Annotated in this window: 18 protein-coding genes; 14 read left to right on the top strand and 4 right to left on the bottom strand. The window is 49.2% G+C overall.

Annotated elements, in window-relative coordinates; translation table 11 throughout:
- The first annotated feature begins 186 nt into the window (after positions 1-186).
- The 3 genes from D515_RS12740 (at position 187) to D515_RS12730 (ending at position 3689) form a co-directional block, all read left to right on the top strand.
- Complete coding sequence (locus D515_RS12740) at positions 187-717, top strand: DUF4136 domain-containing protein (protein WP_039850059.1); 531 nt, start codon at positions 187-189, stop codon at positions 715-717.
- 434 nt (positions 718-1151) lie between these two features.
- Positions 1152-2390, top strand: a complete 1239-nt coding sequence (codB, locus tag D515_RS12735; RefSeq protein WP_039850058.1) for a cytosine permease — start codon at positions 1152-1154, stop codon at positions 2388-2390.
- A gap of 18 nt (positions 2391-2408) precedes the next feature.
- Entirely contained in the window at positions 2409-3689 is a 1281-nt protein-coding gene (locus tag D515_RS12730; RefSeq protein WP_002539019.1) for a cytosine deaminase, read from the top strand.
- Positions 3690-3731: 42 nt separating this feature from the next.
- On the opposite strand, the gene D515_RS12725 is transcribed toward D515_RS12730, so the two are convergent.
- The gene (locus D515_RS12725; RefSeq protein WP_039850057.1) at positions 3732-5090 is read right to left on the bottom strand and encodes a DUF4397 domain-containing protein; all 1359 of its coding nucleotides are present in this window, start codon (positions 5088-5090) and stop codon (positions 3732-3734) included.
- Positions 5091-5487: 397 nt separating this feature from the next.
- On the opposite strand from D515_RS12725, the gene D515_RS12720 reads away from it, so the two are divergent.
- Positions 5488-6072, top strand: a complete 585-nt coding sequence (locus D515_RS12720) for a chloramphenicol phosphotransferase CPT family protein (protein ID WP_002539015.1) — start codon at positions 5488-5490, stop codon at positions 6070-6072.
- Between the two features lie 18 nt (positions 6073-6090).
- Here the strand turns inward: D515_RS12720 and D515_RS12715 are convergent, their stop codons facing one another.
- The gene (locus tag D515_RS12715) at positions 6091-8751 is read right to left on the bottom strand and encodes a M4 family metallopeptidase (protein ID WP_002539014.1); all 2661 of its coding nucleotides are present in this window, start codon (positions 8749-8751) and stop codon (positions 6091-6093) included.
- Positions 8752-9191: 440 nt separating this feature from the next.
- Here D515_RS12715 and D515_RS12710 point away from each other — a divergent pair, with 440 nt between their 5' ends.
- The 9 genes from D515_RS12710 to D515_RS12670 all read left to right on the top strand — a co-directional run bounded on the left by D515_RS12710 (position 9192) and on the right by D515_RS12670 (position 19082).
- Positions 9192-10091 (top strand): mechanosensitive ion channel family protein, encoded by a 900-nt coding sequence (locus D515_RS12710; RefSeq protein ID WP_002539012.1) that lies wholly within the window; start codon positions 9192-9194, stop codon positions 10089-10091.
- Positions 10092-10327: 236 nt separating this feature from the next.
- A complete protein-coding gene (locus D515_RS12705; RefSeq protein WP_002539010.1) occupies positions 10328-11644 on the top strand; it encodes an ABC transporter substrate-binding protein in 1317 nt (438 codons plus the stop codon).
- A gap of 63 nt (positions 11645-11707) precedes the next feature.
- A complete protein-coding gene (locus tag D515_RS12700) occupies positions 11708-12568 on the top strand; it encodes a carbohydrate ABC transporter permease (RefSeq protein ID WP_002539008.1) in 861 nt (286 codons plus the stop codon).
- 9 nt (positions 12569-12577) lie between these two features.
- A complete protein-coding gene (locus tag D515_RS12695; protein ID WP_002539006.1) occupies positions 12578-13411 on the top strand; it encodes a carbohydrate ABC transporter permease in 834 nt (277 codons plus the stop codon).
- Positions 13408-14514 (top strand): ABC transporter ATP-binding protein, encoded by a 1107-nt coding sequence (locus D515_RS12690; protein WP_002539005.1) that lies wholly within the window; start codon positions 13408-13410, stop codon positions 14512-14514. Before D515_RS12695 ends, D515_RS12690 begins: the two co-directional genes overlap by 4 nt.
- Entirely contained in the window at positions 14507-15907 is a 1401-nt protein-coding gene (locus D515_RS12685) for a mannitol dehydrogenase family protein (protein ID WP_002539004.1), read from the top strand. Before D515_RS12690 ends, D515_RS12685 begins: the two co-directional genes overlap by 8 nt.
- The gene (locus tag D515_RS12680; RefSeq protein WP_002539002.1) at positions 15904-16713 is read left to right on the top strand and encodes an L-iditol 2-dehydrogenase; all 810 of its coding nucleotides are present in this window, start codon (positions 15904-15906) and stop codon (positions 16711-16713) included. Before D515_RS12685 ends, D515_RS12680 begins: the two co-directional genes overlap by 4 nt.
- Before the next feature lie 4 nt (positions 16714-16717).
- On the top strand, positions 16718-18196 hold the full coding sequence (gene xylB / locus D515_RS12675; protein WP_002539000.1) for a xylulokinase: 1479 nt from the start codon (positions 16718-16720) through the stop codon (positions 18194-18196).
- 7 nt (positions 18197-18203) lie between these two features.
- On the top strand, positions 18204-19082 hold the full coding sequence (locus D515_RS12670) for a helix-turn-helix domain-containing protein (protein WP_002538998.1): 879 nt from the start codon (positions 18204-18206) through the stop codon (positions 19080-19082).
- Between the two features lie 9 nt (positions 19083-19091).
- On the opposite strand, the gene D515_RS12665 is transcribed toward D515_RS12670, so the two are convergent.
- Positions 19092-19496, bottom strand: coding sequence for a hypothetical protein (locus D515_RS12665; RefSeq protein WP_152442371.1), 405 nt, complete (start codon positions 19494-19496; stop codon positions 19092-19094).
- Between the two features lie 508 nt (positions 19497-20004).
- Between D515_RS12665 and D515_RS12660 the strand changes: the two genes are divergently transcribed.
- A complete protein-coding gene (locus tag D515_RS12660; RefSeq protein ID WP_002538996.1) occupies positions 20005-21153 on the top strand; it encodes a hypothetical protein in 1149 nt (382 codons plus the stop codon).
- 253 nt (positions 21154-21406) lie between these two features.
- Here D515_RS12660 and D515_RS12655 read toward each other — a convergent pair whose 3' ends face one another.
- Positions 21407-22336, bottom strand: a complete 930-nt coding sequence (locus D515_RS12655) for an alpha/beta hydrolase (protein WP_002538995.1) — start codon at positions 22334-22336, stop codon at positions 21407-21409.
- Positions 22337-22474 lie beyond the last annotated feature (138 nt).

Raw genomic sequence — 22474 nt, 5'->3', positions numbered from 1 at the left:
CAGTCAACTCGCCCGAAGGGAGGCCCTCAATGCGCCCACTTCATCGTTAAATTCCACGGAAATAGAACCACTATTCCTCGAGAAATTTGCCTCGAATTGAACGCATTGATGGCCTCTGAATTCGAGCATCTTCAAGTTATTTGGGTATATAGCATTATCTCCACTATTCCACGATGAGGCGAAGTCATGTCCATACGTTTATTTTCTGTTGCGATGGTCCTGTTCCTAAGCGGCTGTGCCAAAAGTGTTTACACTGACTTTGACCAGCAGTTCGCTTATCAAGATATTCAGACCTACGATATCGCCGTCAAACCTTCAACCTCTCCCGTATCACTGGACGACAGCCGCATTGAGCGCGCATTGGAACGTGAAATGGCTGCCAAAGGCATCAAAGAAACCGACACTTCCCCCAACGTGACGCTTCGCTATTTCGTTCAGCCAAAAACCGAAGCCATTGCACATGGTCCTTCAATCAGCTTCGGTTACGGTTCACGCCGATTTGGTGCACGATATGAAACCCCAATTCGCATTGAAGAGCGAGATTACGGTCAACTGGTCGTAGAAATGGTGGACAATCAGAGCAATCAGGTCATTTGGCGTGCCGTATCAAACCGCAAACTGACGGATAGCATGACCCCTTCAAGTAAGAATGAGTTCATCAATGAGCAGGTGAAAGACATGTTTGCAAACTTCCCTCCTTCAAATGGTGAAAAGTAAGCAAGTTAACACTCACTTTTATGCCACTTTCGGACATTAACCTGCTATCCATCCTATTTTAAACAGCTAATGTCATCTTTCCTGCTGCTCAATGCATCGAGCAGCAGAGTGTTGACCTTCAACACTCAAATGTCAGCCTTTTATTTTAGGAATTCATCTCAGTAAAAGACTTTCCCGTAGAATCTGCATTTAACACCGCATTTATAAATGCTTGAGTAAAAGGTAACCGATTACAAATGCGACTTAACTCACCCATCAAATCTACCAGACATAAAAACAGGCCATTAAATTCAGATAGTTAAAATAGGTCACTCAAAATAACCCTCAAAAATAGCGGTCATTCGATTGACATCACACATTTCGCCGATAGAATACCGCGCCGTTTAACCGATAGAATCATATCGGGCGCGTTCTCTTTGTTATTGAGGTGTAAAATGGCGGCGGACAACAACTACAGCCTGGGACCAGTCCCACAGTCAGCTCGAAAGGGCATCTTATCCCTGACGATGGTCATGCTGGGATTAACCTTCTTTTCAGCGAGCATGTGGACAGGAGGAACGTTAGGCACCGGCCTTTCATTCAATGATTTCCTCCTCGCTGTTCTCATCGGTAATCTTCTCCTCGGTATTTACACTTCCTTTCTTGGTTACATCGGCGCTTCTTCTGGTCTTTCAACTCACCTTCTTGCTCGATTCTCTTTCGGAACCAAAGGTTCCTGGCTTCCTTCTCTCATTCTTGGTGGTACACAAGTTGGTTGGTTTGGTGTTGGCGTTGCCATGTTTGCCCTTCCCGTCCAGAAAGCGACAGGCATTGACACCAACATTCTGATTGCAGTCGCTGGTCTAGCCATGACCGCCACCGTTTATTTCGGCATCTCCGCGCTTATGATTCTCTCCGCCATCGCTGTTCCTGCTATTGCTCTTCTCGGCGGATACTCAGTCATCGAAGCTATCGATAGCCTGGGTGGTATTGAAAAGCTCCAACTCATCTCTCCTGAAAATCCCATGTCATTCTCAACCGCGCTGGTTCTGGTGGTTGGTTCATTCATTTCGGCGGGAACACTGACCGCAGATTTCGTGCGATTTGGTAAGAGTGCAAAAGGCGCTGTCGTCGTAACCATGGTGGCGTTCTTCATCGGCAACAGCCTGATGTTTATCTTTGGTGCAGCTGGCGCGGCAGCGACTGGTCAGTCAGATATTTCAGAAGTGATGATGATGCAAGGACTACTCCTTCCAGCCATCATTGTGCTTGGCTTGAACATCTGGACAACCAACGACAACGCGCTTTATGCATCCGGCCTTGGTTTCTCCAATATTACCGGCCTGCCAAGTAAATACCTGTCCGTTGCCAACGGTATCATTGGTACCCTATGTGCACTGTGGCTCTACAACAACTTTGTTGGTTGGCTAACCTTCCTTTCAGCAGCGATTCCGCCGATTGGTGGTATCATCATCGCCGATTTCATCAAGCACCGTGCACGTTACAAAGATTTTGCCAACGCCGAGTTTAAGACCGTTAACTGGGCAGCGATTGGTGGTGTGGCTGCTGGTATTGCGGCTGGTCACCTACTGCCAGGTATCGTGCCTTTGAACGCCGTATTAGGCGGTGCAATCAGCTATCTTGTACTGGATATGCTAAACAACAATAAAAAAACCGAATCTGCTCGCGTGTGAGCCAAAGAGGAAACCTCAATGTCAGCATCTCTACTGATTAAAAATGTTGTTATTCGCGGTCAGAAAACGCCTTCGCAAATTCTGGTTGAAGACGGCGTTATTCGCGCCATTGAAGACAACGGCGCTGAGCTGAAAACAGATGCAACCGTAATTGACGCAGAAGGCGGTATGGCATTGCCACCTTTCTGTGAGCCTCATATCCACTTGGACACCACGCAAACCGCTGGAGAGCCAAGCTGGAATATTTCAGGCACCTTGTTTGAAGGTATCGAGCGCTGGGCTGAGCGCAAAGCCATGCTGTCTATCGAAGATGTGAAAGCACGTGCAAAACAAACCCTGAAGTGGCAAATCGCTAACGGTATTCAACACGTCCGTACCCACGTTGATGTGTCAGACCCTACCCTGACCGCATTGAAAGCCATGATTGAAGTGCGTGAAGAAATGAAGCCTTGGGTTGATATTCAAATCGTGGCGTTCCCTCAAGAGGGCATTCTCTCCTACCCAAACGGTAAAGAGTTACTAGAAGAAGCAGTAAAGATGGGTGCAGACGTTGTGGGTGCCATTCCACACTTCGAGTTCACCCGTGAATACGGTGTTGAATCCCTGCACTACGCCTTTGAACTGGCGCGTAAATATGACCGCCTGATTGACGTGCACTGCGACGAAATTGACGACGAACAATCACGCTTTGTCGAAACCGTAGCGGCACTGGCACACAAATATGAAATGGGCCACAAAGTGACAGCGAGTCACACGACGGCAATGCACTCTTACAATGGTGCTTACGCGTCTCGCCTATTCCGTTTGCTACGCATGTCTGGCATCAGCTTTGTTGCGAACCCACTGGTGAATATTCACCTGCAAGGCCGTTTTGATGACTATCCAAAGCGCCGTGGTATTACCCGTGTCAAAGAAATGCTGGCATCTGACATTAACGTCTGTTTTGGCCACGACGACGTGTTCGATCCTTGGTATCCCCTGGGCACCGCCAACATGCTACAAGTGCTGCATATGGGACTGCATGTTTGCCAAATCATGGGCTACGACCAACTGAACCAATCGCTGGATTTGATCAGCCATCACTCGGCAAAAACCCTGAACATTCAAGACAACTACGGTGTGGAAGTTGGCAAACCGGGCAACCTACTGATCCTGCCTGCTGAAAACGACTTTGATGCCCTGCGCCGTCAGGTGCCTGTTCGCTACTCTATCCGTGCAGGTAAAGTGATTGCAGAAACCCAACCTGCTACCACCTCATTACACCTTGAAGAGACCGAAGCCGTCACCTTTAAGCGTTAATAATAAAGCCCCGCAACGCGGGGCTTTTTTTTATCCACTTAATCAGTTCAGCTCATCAAACCCGTTTATACCCAATGGCGCGCCGCCATTGACTGCGTCCTGTGCAATGGCACCATAGAGTTTTCCGCCTTCGAAGTTCACTGTCAGGGGACCAATTGCGACGGTTTTCGAACCAGCAGGTGTGATGGAAACCACCGCTTCGCCCGGCATTAAACCGACACCTGTTATCGTCTGTTTGTAGACGAAATTACTGATGGTAGGGCTGGCGCTGGAAATATCCGAGGTCGGCGTAATGTAAACATCCACAGTTCCCGCAGAAACCGAGCCGTGAACCAGTGAGATCTTCGCTTCTGTTGCGACTTTTCGGCGATCTTCCTCAAAGGGAAGCAGCTCGATATCAAACGAGTCGGAAGCCTCTACCGAGCCCAAAACAATGGCGTTATAGAATTTACCTTGCTCGAGGGAGACAGGGATATCTTTCAGCACATCCGCACTTAATGACGGTACGTTCACCGTCACATCCTGCGTACCTGCTGGAACCTGCAAGAAAGGAGATTCGTTCAAATAAGTCAGGTCAGCCACAGCAGGGGTTGTGCTGTCATTCAAGAGTACGTTGACCGCTGGCGCGTCTGATACAGCATGAACCGCACGAAGATCTGCACCTGTCGTCTGGTCAAAAATCACAGATGCTCCTGTACCGGACGCTGCGACCAACACGACTGGCGACGTGGTATTCCCGCCGTAAACGTTTGGTGCTGCGGTGACCAACAAATCAGAACCGGATGCCAATGGCAGGCTGCCACTGTCATAAACCACCGTTTTTGTCCCCTCAGGCGCAATGCGGATTCGGTAATCCCCCGCGAGAACTGAGAGTGTATCGCTGAATTGTCGGTAGCTCAGTGTCAAAGCTGGTGAAGCCGATGCAATGTCCTCATCTGGCGAAGTCACGTACACATCGACAGTGGGTACAGCTGGCGAACCATGAACCGCCTGCACTCTGACATAGCCACTAGCAACCGCAGAATCCGCATTCTCCACCACCAGCACTTCCAGAGAATTGTCGGCGACACTGCCTATCGCAATCGCAGAATAATTGCGTTCAGCTTTCAGATCGTAATCTTCCGTAATAACCGTCAGTGTACTTTGGTCAGGCAACAAGGCGTTTACCTTTACCTCATAGTTCTGTGAAGCGACCTTCGCAAAACCGCTGCTCTCTCCATAATCCAATCCTTCCACCAAGGCAGATTGGTTCGCCGTTATATTTACTTTTGGCGCATCCGCTCCCGCGTGGATAACCCTAAGCGAGGCCTGCGTATGCGAACCTCCGCCTCCACTACTTCCCCCACAGCCATAAAGTGAAAAGCCCATAATCACATACAAAATCATTAGCCATTGTTTCATCTCGTCACTCCTCTTCTTTCAACGAGTGACTGTGTTACACAATGACGTACGGTTAGGATCAAAAGGTCAAATCTGAAGATTTAAGATGAGAAATATCAACGTAAAGACAAGGTATTATTGGAAGTGATCCAAATGGCTCGGCACGCTCATCATTCAACTCACTGTAATTTATAAATAACTTAGCAGCATCCTTGATATTCGCTTCGCGTGAGTGATTTTCATCATGAATGGCTAATTTAAACAGTGATTTACCTCTGTCTTTATTAAGAAGCAGTATTCGCAAAATAAAACCACACTTTTTGTGTGAACTCAGCTTAAATTCGCTGCCGACTTTCTGTACACAGCCACCTCATAAGCATCTAATTACATAAAAATACGATCAAACTAAGTTGGTGACATGTTTCCACAAATTATTATTCTCAACGGAACAGGCAGCGCCGGGAAAACCAGCATTGCTAACGCACTCATTGAACGTCTACCCCGCCAGTACTTGAACTTCAGCATAGACAGCGTGCTTTACGCCCTCCCTCCTTCGGATCTGAAAGCCATGATTGAAGGCAAACCTATTTTCCGTGAAGGCTACGACTACCCAACCTTAGTAGAGGGGTACCATCAAGCCGCAAAAGGATTAGCAAAAGCAGGCTGCTACCTAATCCTTGATAACGCTTGGACTGTCGACGAAGAAAAGAAAAACCTTCTGGCCGCATTAGAAGGTTTCACTGTTTGTATGGTGGGTGTGAAATGTCATTTGCTGATTGCCGCCAGGCGCGAGAAAGAGCGTGGAGACAGAGCGATTGGACTGGCGGAAAGTGAATACAACTACGTTCACCAACACCTGTACTATGACATTGAGCTTGATACCACGAGTCAGTCACCGGAAGCGGCGACAACAGAGCTACTCAAATGGCTGGAAACGAATCCGGCACTGCTCGGGGCTCAACGCAGTCAGAAAAAGCTCAATGCGTGTTTAAGTGCTGCCTAGGATCACTACATACACCTTTTAATGCTTGGCACGGACTGGTAATCTGTTTCTGCCCCAGCCCAGTGCCAACAATGAAAGCAAGCTCAACCATCCCAGACTGCCACCACCTCCACCACCAGAAGAGACGTTATCTTGCGATGCGGTTTCTGATAGCGATAGGCTCGCGCCTTCAAATGCTTCTGAGCCATATACCATGACGTAATAGGTGCCCGAAGTCAGGCTAGAAAGCTGACAGGTTTCCTGATTGGAACTGGACGTGGATTTACAATCATAGACACTTGTCGTCGGTGCAGCGCCTCCGCGGACATACAAATCAGCGTCGCCTATCCCGCCACTCAGGGAAATCGTCAAGCCTCCCCCAGACATTGGCGTTGCTGACATTGGTGTCGCCGACATCGCCGATGCCCGATTAGCAGACAAAACACCTGCTGAGCTTACGGTGAAGGAGTAGTAAACCTCCTCTCCCTGAAGCCCTTGAATGTTGGTGATAGGAGCGGATGTGTCGATTGGATCTGCACGTTCTTCCGGCGCTTGGGAACTACTTTCCTGAGTCAGAGAAATAGTAACCCCAGAGAATGCTGCGTAGCCATGAAGCATCACAAAGAACTCATCCCCCGCACTGCCCTGGGCAATACAGCTTTCATTGTTGCCGTAGTAGTAAGGGCGGCAATCGTAATCTGATTGGGAAGGCGTGCTGCCTTTTTTCAGATAAAGGTCAGCATCACCCGAGCCACCAGAAATACTGACCCGCAGGCTGCTGCCATCATCCGGCAAGGTGAAGCTGTAGAAAAGCATGTCACCGCGGGTACCCGACAGGCTGGATACCGCATCGCCGACACTCAGAACCTGTGGCGGAGATTCCACCACATCCAGTTGGACAGAGGCACCCGAGTAGGCCGTTTGCCCCGCCACCAGCACATTGTATTCACCCGTGCCTTGCAAGGTCACATCACACACTTCGTTATTGTCTGACGTGGTGGAAGCACAGTCGTAATCACTGGTTGTTGGCCAGCCATTGTATTTCACGTAAAGATCCGCGTTTCCCGAACCACCACTCAGGGCCACAGATGCAGAGTCTGTGTTCGCAGGGAGTGAGAAGTAGTAGTAGGTTTCAGAACCGCTATCGCCACTGGTGTTACTCACAGGCACGCCGCTGGTAAGTTCAGTGGTATCCAGACAAGCATAAACACCCACTTGGCTGAATGCATCGACCACGTCAGTAGTGTTGTAACCTAAATCATCCGCGGCGCGGGCCACGCCACAACCGCCTTCATCAAAGGTGGAATCCGGCGTCCAGTAAAGTTTGTTTGCAATGGCAAAGGCTGAAAAGGCCTTTTTAACGTCCCAGTCAGGCTTGGTCGCAAGTAAGTAGAACGCGCGGTTAAACACACCACTGGAGTAGTGAACATCCATGCCATCGTAATATTGGTTCGCATGGTCGATTGAACGGCCATCATCCGATGGGGTGATAAAGTAACGCAAAGCGCCCGAAGATTTGTAAATGGCACGACCAACCTGCCAATCCACGCTGCCTTTCCAATAAAACTCTGCGGCTTCCCCGGCAATATCAGAAAAGGCTTCGTTGATACCCCCAGACATGCCCGCATAGATCAGATCTGAGTTTTGGTCGGTAAATCCGTGGCTCACTTCATGCGCGGAGACATTGACGTCCACCAGCGGATAAAAACGAGACTGACCATCACCAAATGTCATTGATGACCCGTTCCAAAAGGCGTTTTCGTAGTTGCTGCCATAGTGAACACGCATCACCAGTTGGAAGGTTAGCGGAGACATACTCAACCAGTCCTGATACATGTCGAACACCAGGTTGCCGAAAAAGTGCGCGTCGTTCAGGGGCGAATAAGCACCGTTGATAGATTTAAACGTGTTGGTATTACTGGCATCAGCACAAGCATACGAGAAGGCCGTAGAACCGGATGTACCATGGTTTAGGTTTACCGTTTTCACGTTCGCCGTTTCCAAAGTACATGTCGAGCCTACTTTGTTGATTTTCATTTCGGCATAGTCAGTGCCGAAAATGTATTGCCCGGTTTTCTCATTCCCGCCAGGGCCACGGCCCTTATCTTCAATGTGTGCAAGCCCTTCCCACGTTTTCAGGATTTCACCGGTTTTAGCATCAATGTAAGCGCGCGGGCGGGTTGGTTTTCTGGCGGGAAGGAAGAAGCTGACTTCATAGACCAAGCGTGGAGATCCCTGCTCATCAAGCCAGACAAACAATTCCGACTTTTCGTTTTCAGGCGTCAGGATTTCAGCCGCTGGCGCCCCAATTAAATGTTGGTCTTTCAGAATTTGAAGGGCACGTTGTTGACTGACAGAAGGCGTTACGGAGGCCAGGGTATTGCTGAGAGATGAAACCTTTAACCCCCGGGCATTAGCGTATTGATTGTTCACATTGTCTGAGACAACACGGCCTTTGCGCACGGGAACACCTTGGAAAAACTGCTGGTGTTTCACCTTCACTTTGCCGTTAGGCAAAACCACGGTTTCAGAGGGATAAAAGCCTGTTTTTGAAGAGGATAAGCCACTACTCATTGCTGCTGCAGAAGGCGCGTTTTGAAACACAGAATCATCCGCCTTAACAACCTCGGCAGCATTTACCTTCAAAATCAGGAAGTTCAAAAAAATAAATCCAAACAGGAAAAGCGCGCGACCTAACATCCATCCCCCAGTAGTTTCACAATAGAAACATGCGTAACGCTTATGATTAATCATGGTTGAGGGTTGAGTATTGATAAAGCGAAAATGAATATTTTTTGATCCAAATGAGCCTTATTTGAGACAGTAAAAATTAAGGATTTTCGGCGGAAGATTTAATGTGTTCTAAGTCAATGGGTTATGCTTGCAGCAGAAGAAAAGAAAATAGGCTCTCACAAGGCCTGATGTTGTAAGCCTTATCGACAGGCTGGCGGCACGCCGTTAAACCATCCAGAGAAGCACTGACTCTGGTGTTTGATTAACAACTGGAGAACGGGCACCACTTTTCGCTAAACGGCGGAAAATCAGAAAGAAATAAGCAAACTTCTCTATTGCACCACTGAAGCGTAGTGTTTAGTGTTGTAACGGATACTCACGATACAAAACAGGATCAGGATATTGTTGTGGAACAACTAGAGTTTCTTATCTCCTTTTTTACGGAACACAAATTTCTCCTCACCCTCGTTGTGATCGCCCTTTTCATGCTGATTCGACGAGTGCTTATCAAACTCATTTGGGGTGATTCCAACTTCCTGAGTGAAGAACAGCGTAAATGGATTTCACGCACCAAAAACGGCTCCTTTACCATGCTTCTTGTGGTCATGTTTTTGGTCTGGCGTTCAGAGATCAATGAATTCGCACTGTCACTGACGGCCATTGCCGTTGCTGTCGTCGTCGCTTCCAAAGAGATTATTCTTTGCTTTACTGGTTCCATCCAACGCGCCAGCTCTCGCTCATTCCAAATTGGTGAATGGATAGAAGTCGGTTCGCTTTGTGGCGAAGTGATTGAACACAACCTGATGGCGACCAAAATTCAGGAAATCGACCTGCACCACGGCACATATAACTACACAGGAAAAACCGTTACTTTCCCCAACAGCCTGTTTTTCACCACGCCCGTGAAGAACCTCAATTTCATGAAACGCTATGTTTATCATGAATTTATTATCACAGTGAAAGAAACCGCGAACCTGTATCCGTTAGTGCCGAGCTTGCTGGCAAGAATTGATGACCACTGTGAAGACTTCTACGAAGTGGCGACGCGCTACAACCACGTGATTGAACGTCACGCCGGTGTCGACCTTCCAGGTGCAGACCCACACATTCACGTGACTTCGACTGAAATGGGCGACCCACAGGTACATGTTCGCATCTTCTGTCCAACCGAACGTGCGACGGAATTAGAACAACTTATCCGCGAAGATTTCATGACCATGTACTGCGAAAGAGTACTAAAACAACCACCTGTCACATTTGCCGAAGATTTGCTGACAGATTCCGATTCTAACGCGCTACATTGCTGATAACCCTTCCAGTTTTATCGACAAAAGGCTGCCTATTTTAAAAGGCAGCCTTTTGCATTTCCCGCCCAAATTTTTCAACTTTGTTAAATCCCCAAGGTAAAAATTTCATCATTCCACTGTCATAAAAGTACTTTTATGCACCGCTTTTGTTTCCAGTTGCCTTTTTTTGATCTTTGATTGTTATGCAGATGTTAACACTCGTTCGAAGTACATCTTTATCAAAGAGGAACGCAATAATGCTGTCTACAAGGAAAACGCTAACTACCATTGCTGCTGCCTGTGCGGCTTTTTCCGCCACCACTTTTGCGGCAACTGAGCTGACAATCGCAACGGTGAATAACGGCCACATGATCGAAATGCAAAAGTTGAGTAAGGAGTTCGAAAAAGAAAATCCTGATATCAAACTCAACTGGGTGACGCTTGAAGAAGGCGTACTTCGCCAGCGTGTGACCACCGACATCGCCACCAAAGGCGGTCAGTTTGATGTGATGACCATCGGTATGTACGAAACCCCAATTTGGGGTGAAAAAGGCTGGCTGAAAGAAGTCGAAACCGATGCTGCTTACGACGTTGACGATCTCCTGCCAGCGATGCGTGCGGGTCTGTCTTACGACGGTAAACTCTACGCAGTCCCTTTCTACGGTGAAAGCTCCATGGTGATGTACCGTAAAGATCTGGTCGACAAAGCTGGCATGACAGTGCCAGACCGCGCGACATGGGGTCATATTCGTGACGTTGCTGCAGCCATTCACGATCCTGACAACGGCGTATACGGTATCTGCCTGCGCGGTAAGCCAGGTTGGGGCGACAACGCAGCGTACATCACCACTATGGCCAACTCTTTCGGTGCGCGCTGGTTTGACGAAGACTGGAAACCACAGCTGAACTCACCGGAGTGGAATCACGCAGTCAGCTTCTACGTTGACCTGCTGAGCACTTACGGTCCTCCAGGTTCAAGCTCAAACAGCTTCAACGAAATCCTGGCACTGTTCAACGAAGGCAAGTGTGGTATGTGGATTGATGCCACCATCGCAGCGTCTTTCATCTCCGATCCAAAGCAGAGCAAAGTGGCAGACAAAGTGGCCTTCGCACAAGCACCCGTTGCTGTAACCGACCGCGGTGCAAACTGGCTGTGGGCATGGGCGCTGGCGGTTCCTGCAGCAACCAAAAATGCTGAAGAAGCACAGAAGTTCATCACTTGGGCAACGTCTAAGGACTACATCAATCTGGTCGCAAAAGAGAACGGCTGGGCGAACGTACCTACTGGTACCCGTCAGTCAACTTACGACAACCCTAACTTCCAGGAAGCCGCAGTATTTGCTGAAGCAGAACTGGCAGCAATCAACTCAGCAGACCCAGCGAACAGCACCCTGAAACCAACTCCTTACGTGGGCGTTCAGTTTGCTGCCATTCCTGAGTTCCAGGCGATTGGTATTGCTGCAGGTCAGCAGTTCACTTCTGCCCTTGCAGGCAAAGTCACTGTTGAACAAGCGCTGAAAAACGCCAACAAGTCTGCGGATCGCGAGATGCGCAAGTCTGGCTACTACAAGTAAGCACCTCATTGCCGGGCAGTCACCTGCCCGGCTTTTCCTTCTCAGCTTTACTGGTAATTTCAAATGCAAAAATGGTTGCCTCGGCTGTTGGTTGCGCCTTCCTTTGTCAGCTTGCTGCTCTGGATGATCGTCCCGCTTTCCATGACGATCTACTTCTCAACCATCAGATATAACTTACTTTATCCGGGAGACAACGAATTCATCGGCTCGATGAACTTCGAGTTTTTCTACACGGACGAAGCTTTTTGGCCCGCGATCATCAACACCTTAACCTTGGTGGGTATGGTGCTGGTTGTTACCGTGATTGGTGCGCTGATCATCGCCATTGCGCTGGACAAACCTTTCTTCGGTCGCGGCATTGTGCGCGTACTGTTGATTTCTCCTTTCTTCATCATGCCAACCGTGAACGCGCTTATCTGGAAAAACATGATGATGCACCCGGTATACGGCGTGTTAGCCGCGCTTTGGGAAAGCGTTGGCTTGCAGCCCGTAGACTGGCTGGAACAATTTCCGCTCGGTTCCATCATCGCCATGATCAGTTGGCAATGGATGCCCTTTGCGTTGCTGATTTTCATTACCTCGCTCCAATCCATGGACCACGAACAAAAAGAAGCCGCGTTACTTGATGGTGCGACAGGCTGGCAGGTATTCCGCTACCTGACACTGCCCCATTTGGCGCGTCCGATTGCCGTGGTGATGATGATTGAAACCATCTTCATGCTCTCTGTGTTCGCGGAAATCTTTGTCACCACGGGTGGTGGCCCGGGCTATGAATCCACCAACCTCGCTTTCCTGATTTTTGGGCAGGCATTGATGCAATTCGACGTCGGCGTCGCATCAGCGGGCGGTCTTATCGCCGTGATTCTCGCCAATATCGTCGCATTCTTCCTGATCCGTGCGATCGGCAAGAACCTGGTGACCTAAGGGGGCGTTATGGCTAAACATGTTTCACTAATCGACCAAACTGGCTGGCTGCGTCCTATCATTTGCTGGGCATTGGCGCTACTGGTGTTCTTCCCAATCCTGATGATGCTGATCACCGCGTTTAAAACCGAACAGCAAGCGATTGAAGTACCACCCTCGTTTATCTTTGAACCGACAATAGAAAACTTCGGTTTGGTTCAAGAGCGAAGTGACTACCTGAAATTCGCGATTAACTCAGTGATCACCGCATTTGGCTCAACCATTCTGGCACTGATCATTGCCATTCCTGCGGCGTATTCCATGGCCTTCTATCCCAAGAAGCACACCAAGGATATGTTGCTGTGGATGCTTTCCACCAAGATGCTGCCCGCCGTGGGCGTATTGGTGCCGATTTACATTCTGTGCCAGAAAACCGGGCTGCTCGATACCACCTTGGCGCTTACGATCATCTACACACTGATCAACTTGCCTATCGTGGTCTGGATGCTGTTCTCCTACTTCAAAGATATTCCAAGAGACATCCTTGAAGCCGTTCGGCTGGATGGCGCAGACACACTCGGTGAAATCCGCCACGTGTTGCTGCCGCTGTCTCTGGGTGGCATTGCGTCAACCGCGCTGCTTTCCATTGTGTTGAGCTGGAATGAAGCCTTCTGGTCAATCAACCTGACCTCGGCCAATGCGGGCACACTCGCCACCATGATTTCCACTTACTCCAGTCCGGAAGGGCTGTTTTGGGCGAAGCTTTCTGCGGCTTCTACTTTGGCCTGTGCGCCTATCGTCATTCTCGGTTGGTTCTGTCAGAAACAACTGGTTCAGGGATTAACCTTCGGGGCTGTAAAATGAGCTACTTACAAGTCAATCATCTATATAAAAAATACGGCGACGCGCTGGCGCTCAAAGACATTGATTTTGAAATTCAAAAAGGCGAGTTCGTCGTCTTCGTTGGGCCATCAGGCTGTGGTAAATCCACCTTGCTGCGCACCATCGCCGGGTTGGAAAACGCCTCCGACGGCGACATCCAGCTAGACGGTCAATCGATCATCGAAACCCACCCGTCCAAACGTGATGTGGCCATGGTGTTCCAGAGCTACGCGCTCTATCCGCACATGTCAGTGAAAGACAATATGTCCTTCGCGCTAAAACTGGCAAAACGCCCGGAAACTGAAATTCAGGAAAAAGTTGCCAAGGTATCTAAAGCGCTAAAGCTGGATGCCCTGCTGGACAGAAAGCCCAAAGCCCTTTCCGGTGGTCAACGCCAACGTGTGGCCATTGGTCGCGCCATTGTGCGAAACCCGAAAGTCTTCCTGTTTGATGAACCGCTCTCTAACCTGGATGCGGCACTGCGGGTCGAAATGCGTATCGAGCTTTCCCGCCTCCATCAGGAACTCGGCGCAACCATGATCTACGTGACCCACGACCAAATTGAGGCCATGACGTTGGCAGACAAAGTGGTGATCATGGCTCAGGGCGAAGTGGCGCAAATCGGCACACCGCTGGAGCTCTACCACCAGCCTGCTAACCAGTTTGTTGCGACCTTCATCGGCACACCAAAAATGAATGTGCTGCCAGTGGATACCGCAATCAACAGCAATGATGCGCTGAACGTCAACTTCAATGGTGACGCCCACATCCAACTCAATCCTGACGCGTTCGAAGCCAGCGCCGCGGATGCCAAAGCCATTGGTTTCCGGCCCGAATCCCTCACCTTCTGCTCTCCGGAAGAAGGCGATTTGAAAGGCGATGTGGAAGTGATCGAACAATTGGGTTCAGAAACCCTGACCTATGTCCGCACATTGAGCGGCGAAACCGTCGTCGTACGTGCTGATCCGAAATATACCCCAAAACTCCGCGACGCCATTGGTGTGAAGCTGGATCCGTCTCGCGTGTACCTGTTTGATGCCAATGAAAATGCCGTGAACATCTATGGAGAGGTCAGCCATGTCTGAGCATAACCGCCTTGTCCACTTTGGGATCGGAGCGTTTCATCGCGGACATCAGGCGTATTATCTGCACTTACTGAACCAACAGCTCCCGGAAGAGGAGCGTTGGTACTACACCGATGTGAATCTTCGGGAGGAAACCCGCGCTGTTCCTGATGCCCTGCGCAAACAGAATGGGCGCTTTCACTTCAAGCGCATCGGTCCGGATGGCTACGCCGACTACATCGAAATCACCAGTATCGACCGGGTGGAGGATGCTTCCTCCAACCCTTCGGTGATCCAGACCATCTTTGATGATGACAAGGTCAAAGCCATTACCATCACAGTGACAGAAGGTGGCTATTACCTGACAGAGTCAGATGATCTCAACCTCGCCCACCCCGAGATCGTGCAGGATATTGAGGTGGTGAAATCAGGCAGTGGCCAACCGAAAACCCTGTTTGGCTATTTAACGCTGACGCTGCTTGTGCGCCAGAAAATGGCGAATGGCGCAATCACCGTGGCAACCTGTGACAACCTGCGGGACAACGGCCACCGACTGAAACACGCATTCGGTCAGTTTGTTGAAGCCGCTGCGTTAGACGAGTTAACCCAATGGATAAGTGACAACGTCACTTTTCCTTGTTCGATGGTCGACAGAATTACGCCCGTTCCTCCGAAAAACTTGGCAGAAGACGTCGAGCGTGAGGTAGGCAAAAAAGACCTCTGCCCCATCATGGGCGAAGATTTCGAGCAATGGGTGATTGAAACCAAGTTCGCGACAGACTTTCCCCCGCTTGAACAAGTCGGCGTCACCTTTACCGACAAAGTGCAGGCGTTCGAAGAAACCAAAATCCGCATCCTCAATGGCGGACACTTCGGGCTGTCTTACATTGGTGCCTTGCGCGGCTATCAAACCTACGACGAAAACATCCGTGATGACGAGCTCAACGCGTTGCTCAAGCAATACCACCAAAACGAAGTCATCCCGACCATTTATGAACACCCTTTTGATTTGGAAAATTATCGCCAAGTCATTGTATTGCGGTTCAGTAATACCTTCATCGCCGATTCCATCGAGCGTATTGCGATGGACAGTATCAGCAAGTTTCCGCAATTTATTCTGCCCACCATCAAATTTAACCTTGAGCGCGGATACGTGCCAAACGCGGCGATGACCTTAGTTAGCCACTGGTATTGTTTTCTCGCTTTGTATTTAAACGGCAAGCTCCAGTTCAACTATAAAGATCCTTATCTCCACATTGCAGAAAAGTGGATGCAATCGCCCGAGCCGATTAAAGCGTTCCTCGCCGATCCCGATATCTGGCAAGGACTCAACAAACGCTTTCCGTTCTTTGGCGAACAGCTCGAAGAGCAAATCAAACAAACGCTTGATGGCTATCAGGAGCGCTACCCATGACACTATCACTCCAACAAAATGGTGCACCGCTACTTGAAGGAAAGGTTGCCCTGCTGACCGGTGCCAATGGCGGCATCGGGCTGGCCGTGGCTTATGCCTACCTCGCCAGCGGTGCAAAATGCGTGATTGCTGACATACCGCTCGACCCTTCACCGGGCGTCGCAGCGTTACAAAGTCAGTTTGGAGAAAACGTCGCTTATCATCACTGCAATGTGACAGATGCCGATGCGCGGCATCACCTTGTCACCTCCACTATTTCGCAGTTTGGCGCCATTGATGTGCTGTTCAACAACGCCGCAATTTTTGATATGGGGCCCTTGTTGGAGGCCACGGAAGAGCAGTACGACAGGCTGTTCAATGTGAACGTCAAAGGCATGTTTTTTCTGATGCAAGATGTCGCCAAAGCCATGGTAGAAGCAGGCAATGGCGGCAAGATCATCAACATGGCATCACAGGCCGGTCGTCGCGGCGAAGCGCTTGTCGCCCATTACTGCGCCACAAAAGCCGCTGTGATCAGCTACACCCAATCTGCCGCCCTTGCGCTGGCAGAACATGGCATTACCGTGAACGGGATTTCTCCCGGCGTGGTCGATACCCCAATGTGGGATCACGTTGATGCCCTGTTCGCCAAATACGAAAACCGCCAACCCGGCGAGAAGAAAAAACAGGTGGGCGAAGATGTACCTCTGGGGCGCATGGGCGTGCCGAATGATATCGCTGGTACCGCGCTGTTTCTGGCCTCTTCCCTTTCTGATTACATCACCGCCCAGACTTACAATGTCGATGGCGGCAACGTGATGAGCTAAGCCTATGGCCACATACCTTGGCATTGATATTGGCACCTCCGCCGTCAAAGTCATCCTGATGGGGGAAAACGGCGACGTGCTCGACTCCCAGTCAGAATCTTATGGCTTTGACTCGCCTCATCCACTCTGGCGCGAGCAGGATCCGGAGATCTGGTGGAACGGCACCCGCGCCGCCATTGCCAAAATACGCGCCCGACAATCCTATGCCTGGAGTGCAGTTGCAGCGATTGGGCTTTCCGGCCAAATGCATGGCGCTGTGTGCTTAGATGAAAAGAACCAACCCGTGCGCCCTGCCATTTTGTGGAACGACGGGCGGGCTTTCAAAGAGTGTGACACCCTCAACGAGCAGCTTCCGCATTTGGGTGAAAGCTCTGGCGTGCCAGCCATGCCGGGGTTCACTGCACCGAAACTCCTTTGGTTAAAGCAGTTCGAACCGGAGACTTTCAGCAAGATCCACAAGGTGATTCTGCCGAAAGATTACGTGCGCCTGAAACTCACGGGGGAACTCTGCACCGATGTGAGCGATGCGGCTGGCACACTGTGGCTCAACGAACAGATCAGAAATTGGGATGAGAACGTCCTCGCCGCCAGCGGCATGTCGACAGCACACATGCCAAAACTCATCGAAGGCAACGACATCAGCGGCACGTTAACGTCAGAAACCGCGCTAGAGATTGGACTTCCCGTCGACACGCCTGTGTGTGGCGGTGGCGGTGATGCCGCCGTCGGAGGCATCGGCATTGGTGCGATTAACGAAGGCGATGCCTTTGTCTCGCTCGGGACCTCCGGGCAAATCTTCGTCGCCAAAGAGCGCTATGTCACCAACCCACAAAAACTGGTTCATGCCTTTGCCCACGCGATCCCAGATCGCTGGTATCAAATGGCCTGTCTACTCAATGGCGCCAGTCCGCTGGCGTGGTTTTCAACCATTAGCGGCCAGCCAGTACCCACACTGCTAGAAGAAGCCGAACAACATGGCACGGGTAACGGCTCAGAAATGTTCCTGCCCTACCTGAGTGGAGAGCGCACACCACATAACAACCCCTTTGCGACAGGCAGCTTTCAGGGCATTACCTCCACCACAGAACGGCACCACATGACACAAGCCATTCTTGAAGGCATCGCCTACAGCTTGCGGGATTGTTTACTCGCCCTGTCTGACAATGGATTGCCATTTCACGCATTGGGTGCCATTGGCGGCGGTGCGCGCAGCCAATACTGGCTACAAATGGTGGCGGATGTGCTTGAAGTGCCGATTAACCAATATGTTGGCGGCGAAACCGGCCCTGCGCTCGGCGCGGCAAGGTTAGCGATGCTTTCAGTAAAAGGCGGCACACTTGAAGAGGTCTGCACCGCGCCTGTTGTCTCGGCAACGTTTCAACCCAACGCAAGCCGTCAGGCGTATCATCGGGAAAACTATCAACGATTTATTCACTATTACCAGCAGCTTGAGCCAACCATGGGCCCACGCGATAAGAATTAGGTGAGTTATGTCTGCAGCCAAGGATCCCGTTTGGGAATTTATACAAATCGACGAGCAGTCCATCTTCTACAAAGAACATGGCGTGCCCGCTTCCTGTATCCATTGGCATGTTCATGAGCAGTATGAACTGCATCTGATTGTGAAAACCAACGGCAAGGCCATGATTGGCAATTACCTTGGCCCCTTTTCTCCCGGTCAACTGACACTGGTTGGTCCCTGGCTTCCGCACAACTGGGAGAGCAATTTAGCACCCGGTGAAAGCCATCAGCTGCGCGATATGGTCATCGTGTTCGAACCGGACTTGTTTGATAAGGCAACCAAGTCATTTCCAGAGCTGGCGCAGCTCGCCCCGGTGTTAGAACAAGCCAAAATGGGGTTGGAATTTCTCAACGTGCCCTTTGAAAAAGCCGTCGAGTTTTTTGTGAAGGTCAGGGAAAGTTCGGGTGTCACCCGCTTGGTGAATTTTCTCGCGTTTCTGGATTACCTGAGCCAGCGAAATACCCGCATTCTCTCAAGCTTGCCCGCGTCTGAAGTGAAAGATGCCGGCACACTGCAAACCCGTATCAATGATGTTGTCGACTATGTGATGGCGAACTACCAGCAACCTATCCGGCTGAAAACCATGGCGGACAGACTGGGAATGACAGAGTCCTACTTCTCGCGTTTCTTCCATCAGTCATCAGGACACCGCTTCACTGACTTCGTCAACCGGGTGCGGATTCAGCGCGCCTGCGTGTTACTGAGTGATACCGACGACACCATTGCAGACATCAGCCAAACCGTGGGCTTCCACAATCTAGCGAATTTCAGCCGTCAGTTCAGACGCATTAAAGGCGTCAGCCCGCTGGCTTACCGCAAGAAACACGCCTCGCTGAATATACTCTAACAGTCACTATCAGGGGTCGAAGCTCTGGACTTGTCCAGACTTCGGCACCTGTGCCTGTTCCAGCAAATCTTTATCAAGAAACTCTGTGAGGGCGAAACTGGCCTTGCAGTAGCTCTGGCTTTCCGCGAACACATCACGAGCATAATCAATGCTTTCTTCCGCCAGACGGCGTTCTTCAGGAGAGTTTTCGCTGTCACTGAACGCGATTTGCTGCGCGAGCAACTGGGTACGGAGGTTGTTACGGCAGATAGGCTCACTGACAGTCACCGGTTGGCGGTCAAACATCCCTTGATCATGATCGATGGCATCAGTATCGAGTGGTTCAACAGAATAGGCGGTTGGTGTGAGTAGTAAAAGCAAAAAAGCGGCAATGGCGCGGGAGAGAAAGCGCATAAACAACAACATCTGTTCCATTAGTCCATTAACGAGTGGCGAGATTATTCCATAGATGTGAGTGATTGTTGAGGCGCGACCCTATTTTTTGAACCGGGATAGTGTAACGAAATGCTGACCCAACCCTCTTAAATTTCAACTATCTGATTTATTTGAACAATATCTCATCAATCACGCGATATCTGCGAGTTTAGTCGTGCCTTCACTTATGCACTTCGTGGTACATTCCGCCGGATAAATTAGACAGAGATGGCGTGTTGTTTGCCGAGGAGCAGAGGGCGGTAGCCTGTTGTTTGAGTGAAGCGTCTGTTGGAAGCAGATAGTGAAAATTTGAGTGGTTTTGGTCTGGGAAGCCTGATTTTGGCCGACTACAAGAAGCTTAAGTTCTTAACGCGCTGATTTATTTGGAATGTATAGCGGATGCGCTAGGTACATGGGGAGTAATCAGGCGTCATGATTTTGAATTAAACTCGCTTTATGCCGGCTAATAAGTTGTTAGTTTGCAAGTTATATTTATCTGGAGAGTTAAATGGATTGGATTAGTACTGTTTCTGCGATTGGTATTAGCGCAATATCAGGAGTCATTGGTGTTGGTTTGCAAAAACACTGGTCAAGGAGTAAACCTTTAGTGAATGTAACCGCATTAGGGTTTGAAGGTGACATTGTCGAAATTCCAGATGAAATGATCAAGCTCCGAGACAAGTGCGTTTGGTCTGATGGGTTAGATCATTTTGTTACTTTCGATAATTTACTGAAGAAAGAGCGCGATGCAACACAAGTTCTTGCTGCGCTTCAGAAAACAAAAGAAATCGTAGATAGTTGGTTAGAGAAGATAACTGTAGATGGAGAAGCTCAACAATTTGCAAAGAATAAATTGTTGAGATCACCCATTATATCTGATGGGCGACTGGTCAATGCAACCGTAATTGGAGCATTAAAAAGAAAGGACTTTCCAGAACTACCTGTTTCACTAGAAGACTTTGAATCTCTTGATAATATTTTTCCAGTAGAAGAGCTAAAAGATGACAAAGGGTGGAACGTACATTGTGGACGCTTTGGACTAAATTACCGAGATCATAATTTTTCAGAGCAAGAGAGAAAAAGCTTAAAAAATATCGCTTTCTCAATAGCTAAAGGCAATGCGAAGAATATAATATTTCTTCATGAATACTACTCGAATTTTGCAGGTGCAGAAATATACAATGAAGAAAAGCTTGTAAAGCAATTGAGAAAATTAATCATCGAAAATGCAAAAATTTCAATGAAAGTAAACATATCAAATTTGGGGCAGTCACCAATAATATTTAAACCTTACATGGCGGCTAAGTTAGTTTTTGGGCAAGCAGAAAAATCATTTGTTATGAAAACAGAGAGTAACAGTGAAATTGAGTCATTGAAGTTTGATGACATGGTCAGAACAGAAGAATTTCTCCATAGCAGTGACCCTTCTCCACATATTTCAGTTAGTGGCGGAAGTTCAATAGATGTAAAGCTTATATCAATTGAAAAAATAGGGAGTGAAAGTGAGCTAGTTTCTGAATTCTATGAACTCGGGGGCTTGCAAGGTAAAGTATTCGCAAAAACACTTGATAATAAAATATTGAGCTCATCTATGATTCATTTTGGTAAATCTATTACTGCAGAAGAAGAAAGATCTCTTTTAGAGAATGCAAACTAACAAAGCTACATGGATTCCCCCGTTCGTCAAACATCCGCTAGAATTTTGAAGATGGGTTTTGGACTGCCGCTCTACATTCGGCCTTTCACTGACTCACGTCATGGCCCTGATGACATTACGCGGTTGCAGTGCCTAATTCGTTCGGAAACTAATTGGGACAGACACTTCACCACCTTAGTGGTTAAAGTGTCTATCCTCCCTTTATCTAGAAAAACAGGTGCACCGAGACATTCGATACAATGGAGCATCATCGTTATGCATCAATATTTGCAAAGAATGCACTAATTGCCTCTACGGTTGGGTTAACACACTCTGGGCGCCAATACATGTCGAAATGTCCAGCACCTTCGATGATCAACCTTTTCTTCGGACCGCTCGCTTCATTGAAAAAGCGCTCCGCTCCGTGTCGGGAAATAGCCTCAGAGCCATAAGCATGAAAGGTTGGAATAGCTTCAAACATGCGTATGTGATGAAAAACAGAGAAGCTAAGAACCGACTCATAGCTGATAGGACTTATCCTGTTATGCCAATTCAAGGTGCTGCCTGGCATTCCCGGCAAGTAATAGTCCCTCATCCCCACTGCTACAGGGTCTGGTTCATTCTCCACTTCTTGCTCTGTTTCTGGAACGGGCTTAATTAACACTGTTTCGTTGTTTTGAAATAGAGCGTCGCGAGCGGGGGCTAGCCCCGCCATCATTTCACGTAATCCCTTTGCTCCCAGTGCGGAAAAAGCGATATCACCAGCTTCCAGGTAAGCACTCACCACAGCAAGAGACTTCACTCGCCCGTCGTATGCAGCGGCAACAGCGGCAATGCCTGAGCCAATACAAATACCCATGCCGTGAATACTATCGTTGTCCACGAAAGGGAGTGTTCGTAAAAAGCTGACGGCAGAACGTACATCTTCGATGAACTCATACGGATTCGCACGAAACGTCGGGCCTTCACTTTCTCCCCAGCCTCTTTGGTCGTAGGTTATAGTGACATAACCTTGTAGTGCTAATGCTCGAGCATAAACACTAACCGTTTGTTCTTTAACACCCGTGACTGGTGGCGTGATAGTCACGGCAGGATAAGATTCAGAAGAGGAAAAGTTAGGTGGAAGGAAGAGGAGTGCAACAATTTGATAGTCTGCACTGAAAAAGGTCACACGATTTTCGCCAACAGCATAATTCGTTGTCATTATCTCTCTCCTTTGAATTCTCTGAATGATAGCGAGTTAGCTTTCCACTTTATGGTGAGGTGATACGTGAACGACGTCATTAGCGAGGTATGCCAATTAAGTGGCAATGGGTGCCAATCCCTGTCCTGAAATTTTACA

This window comes from Grimontia indica (assembly GCF_000333895.2).
GTDB lineage: Bacteria > Pseudomonadota > Gammaproteobacteria > Enterobacterales > Vibrionaceae > Enterovibrio > Enterovibrio indicus.
The sequence above is the reverse complement of the archived record's forward strand: the minus strand, read 5'-3'. Positions and strand labels throughout refer to the sequence as shown.

Excerpts from the sequence above, each read along its gene's own strand:
- D515_RS12740 (WP_039850059.1), top strand. The coding sequence starts at position 187 with ATGTCCATACGTTTATTTTCTGTTGCGATGGTCCTGTTCCTAAGCGGC.
- codB (WP_039850058.1), top strand. The coding sequence starts at position 1,152 with ATGGCGGCGGACAACAACTACAGCCTGGGACCAGTCCCACAGTCAGCT.
- D515_RS12730 (WP_002539019.1), top strand. The coding sequence starts at position 2,409 with ATGTCAGCATCTCTACTGATTAAAAATGTTGTTATTCGCGGTCAGAAA.
- D515_RS12725 (WP_039850057.1), bottom strand. The coding sequence starts at position 5,090 with ATGAAACAATGGCTAATGATTTTGTATGTGATTATGGGCTTTTCACTT.
- D515_RS12720 (WP_002539015.1), top strand. The coding sequence starts at position 5,488 with ATGTTTCCACAAATTATTATTCTCAACGGAACAGGCAGCGCCGGGAAA.
- D515_RS12715 (WP_002539014.1), bottom strand. The coding sequence starts at position 8,751 with ATGTTAGGTCGCGCGCTTTTCCTGTTTGGATTTATTTTTTTGAACTTC.
- D515_RS12705 (WP_002539010.1), top strand. The coding sequence starts at position 10,328 with ATGCTGTCTACAAGGAAAACGCTAACTACCATTGCTGCTGCCTGTGCG.
- D515_RS12700 (WP_002539008.1), top strand. The coding sequence starts at position 11,708 with ATGCAAAAATGGTTGCCTCGGCTGTTGGTTGCGCCTTCCTTTGTCAGC.
- D515_RS12695 (WP_002539006.1), top strand. The coding sequence starts at position 12,578 with ATGGCTAAACATGTTTCACTAATCGACCAAACTGGCTGGCTGCGTCCT.
- D515_RS12690 (WP_002539005.1), top strand. The coding sequence starts at position 13,408 with ATGAGCTACTTACAAGTCAATCATCTATATAAAAAATACGGCGACGCG.
- D515_RS12685 (WP_002539004.1), top strand. The coding sequence starts at position 14,507 with ATGTCTGAGCATAACCGCCTTGTCCACTTTGGGATCGGAGCGTTTCAT.
- D515_RS12680 (WP_002539002.1), top strand. The coding sequence starts at position 15,904 with ATGACACTATCACTCCAACAAAATGGTGCACCGCTACTTGAAGGAAAG.
- xylB (WP_002539000.1), top strand. The coding sequence starts at position 16,718 with ATGGCCACATACCTTGGCATTGATATTGGCACCTCCGCCGTCAAAGTC.
- D515_RS12670 (WP_002538998.1), top strand. The coding sequence starts at position 18,204 with ATGTCTGCAGCCAAGGATCCCGTTTGGGAATTTATACAAATCGACGAG.
- D515_RS12665 (WP_152442371.1), bottom strand. The coding sequence starts at position 19,496 with ATGGAACAGATGTTGTTGTTTATGCGCTTTCTCTCCCGCGCCATTGCC.
- D515_RS12660 (WP_002538996.1), top strand. The coding sequence starts at position 20,005 with ATGGATTGGATTAGTACTGTTTCTGCGATTGGTATTAGCGCAATATCA.
- D515_RS12655 (WP_002538995.1), bottom strand. The coding sequence starts at position 22,336 with ATGACAACGAATTATGCTGTTGGCGAAAATCGTGTGACCTTTTTCAGT.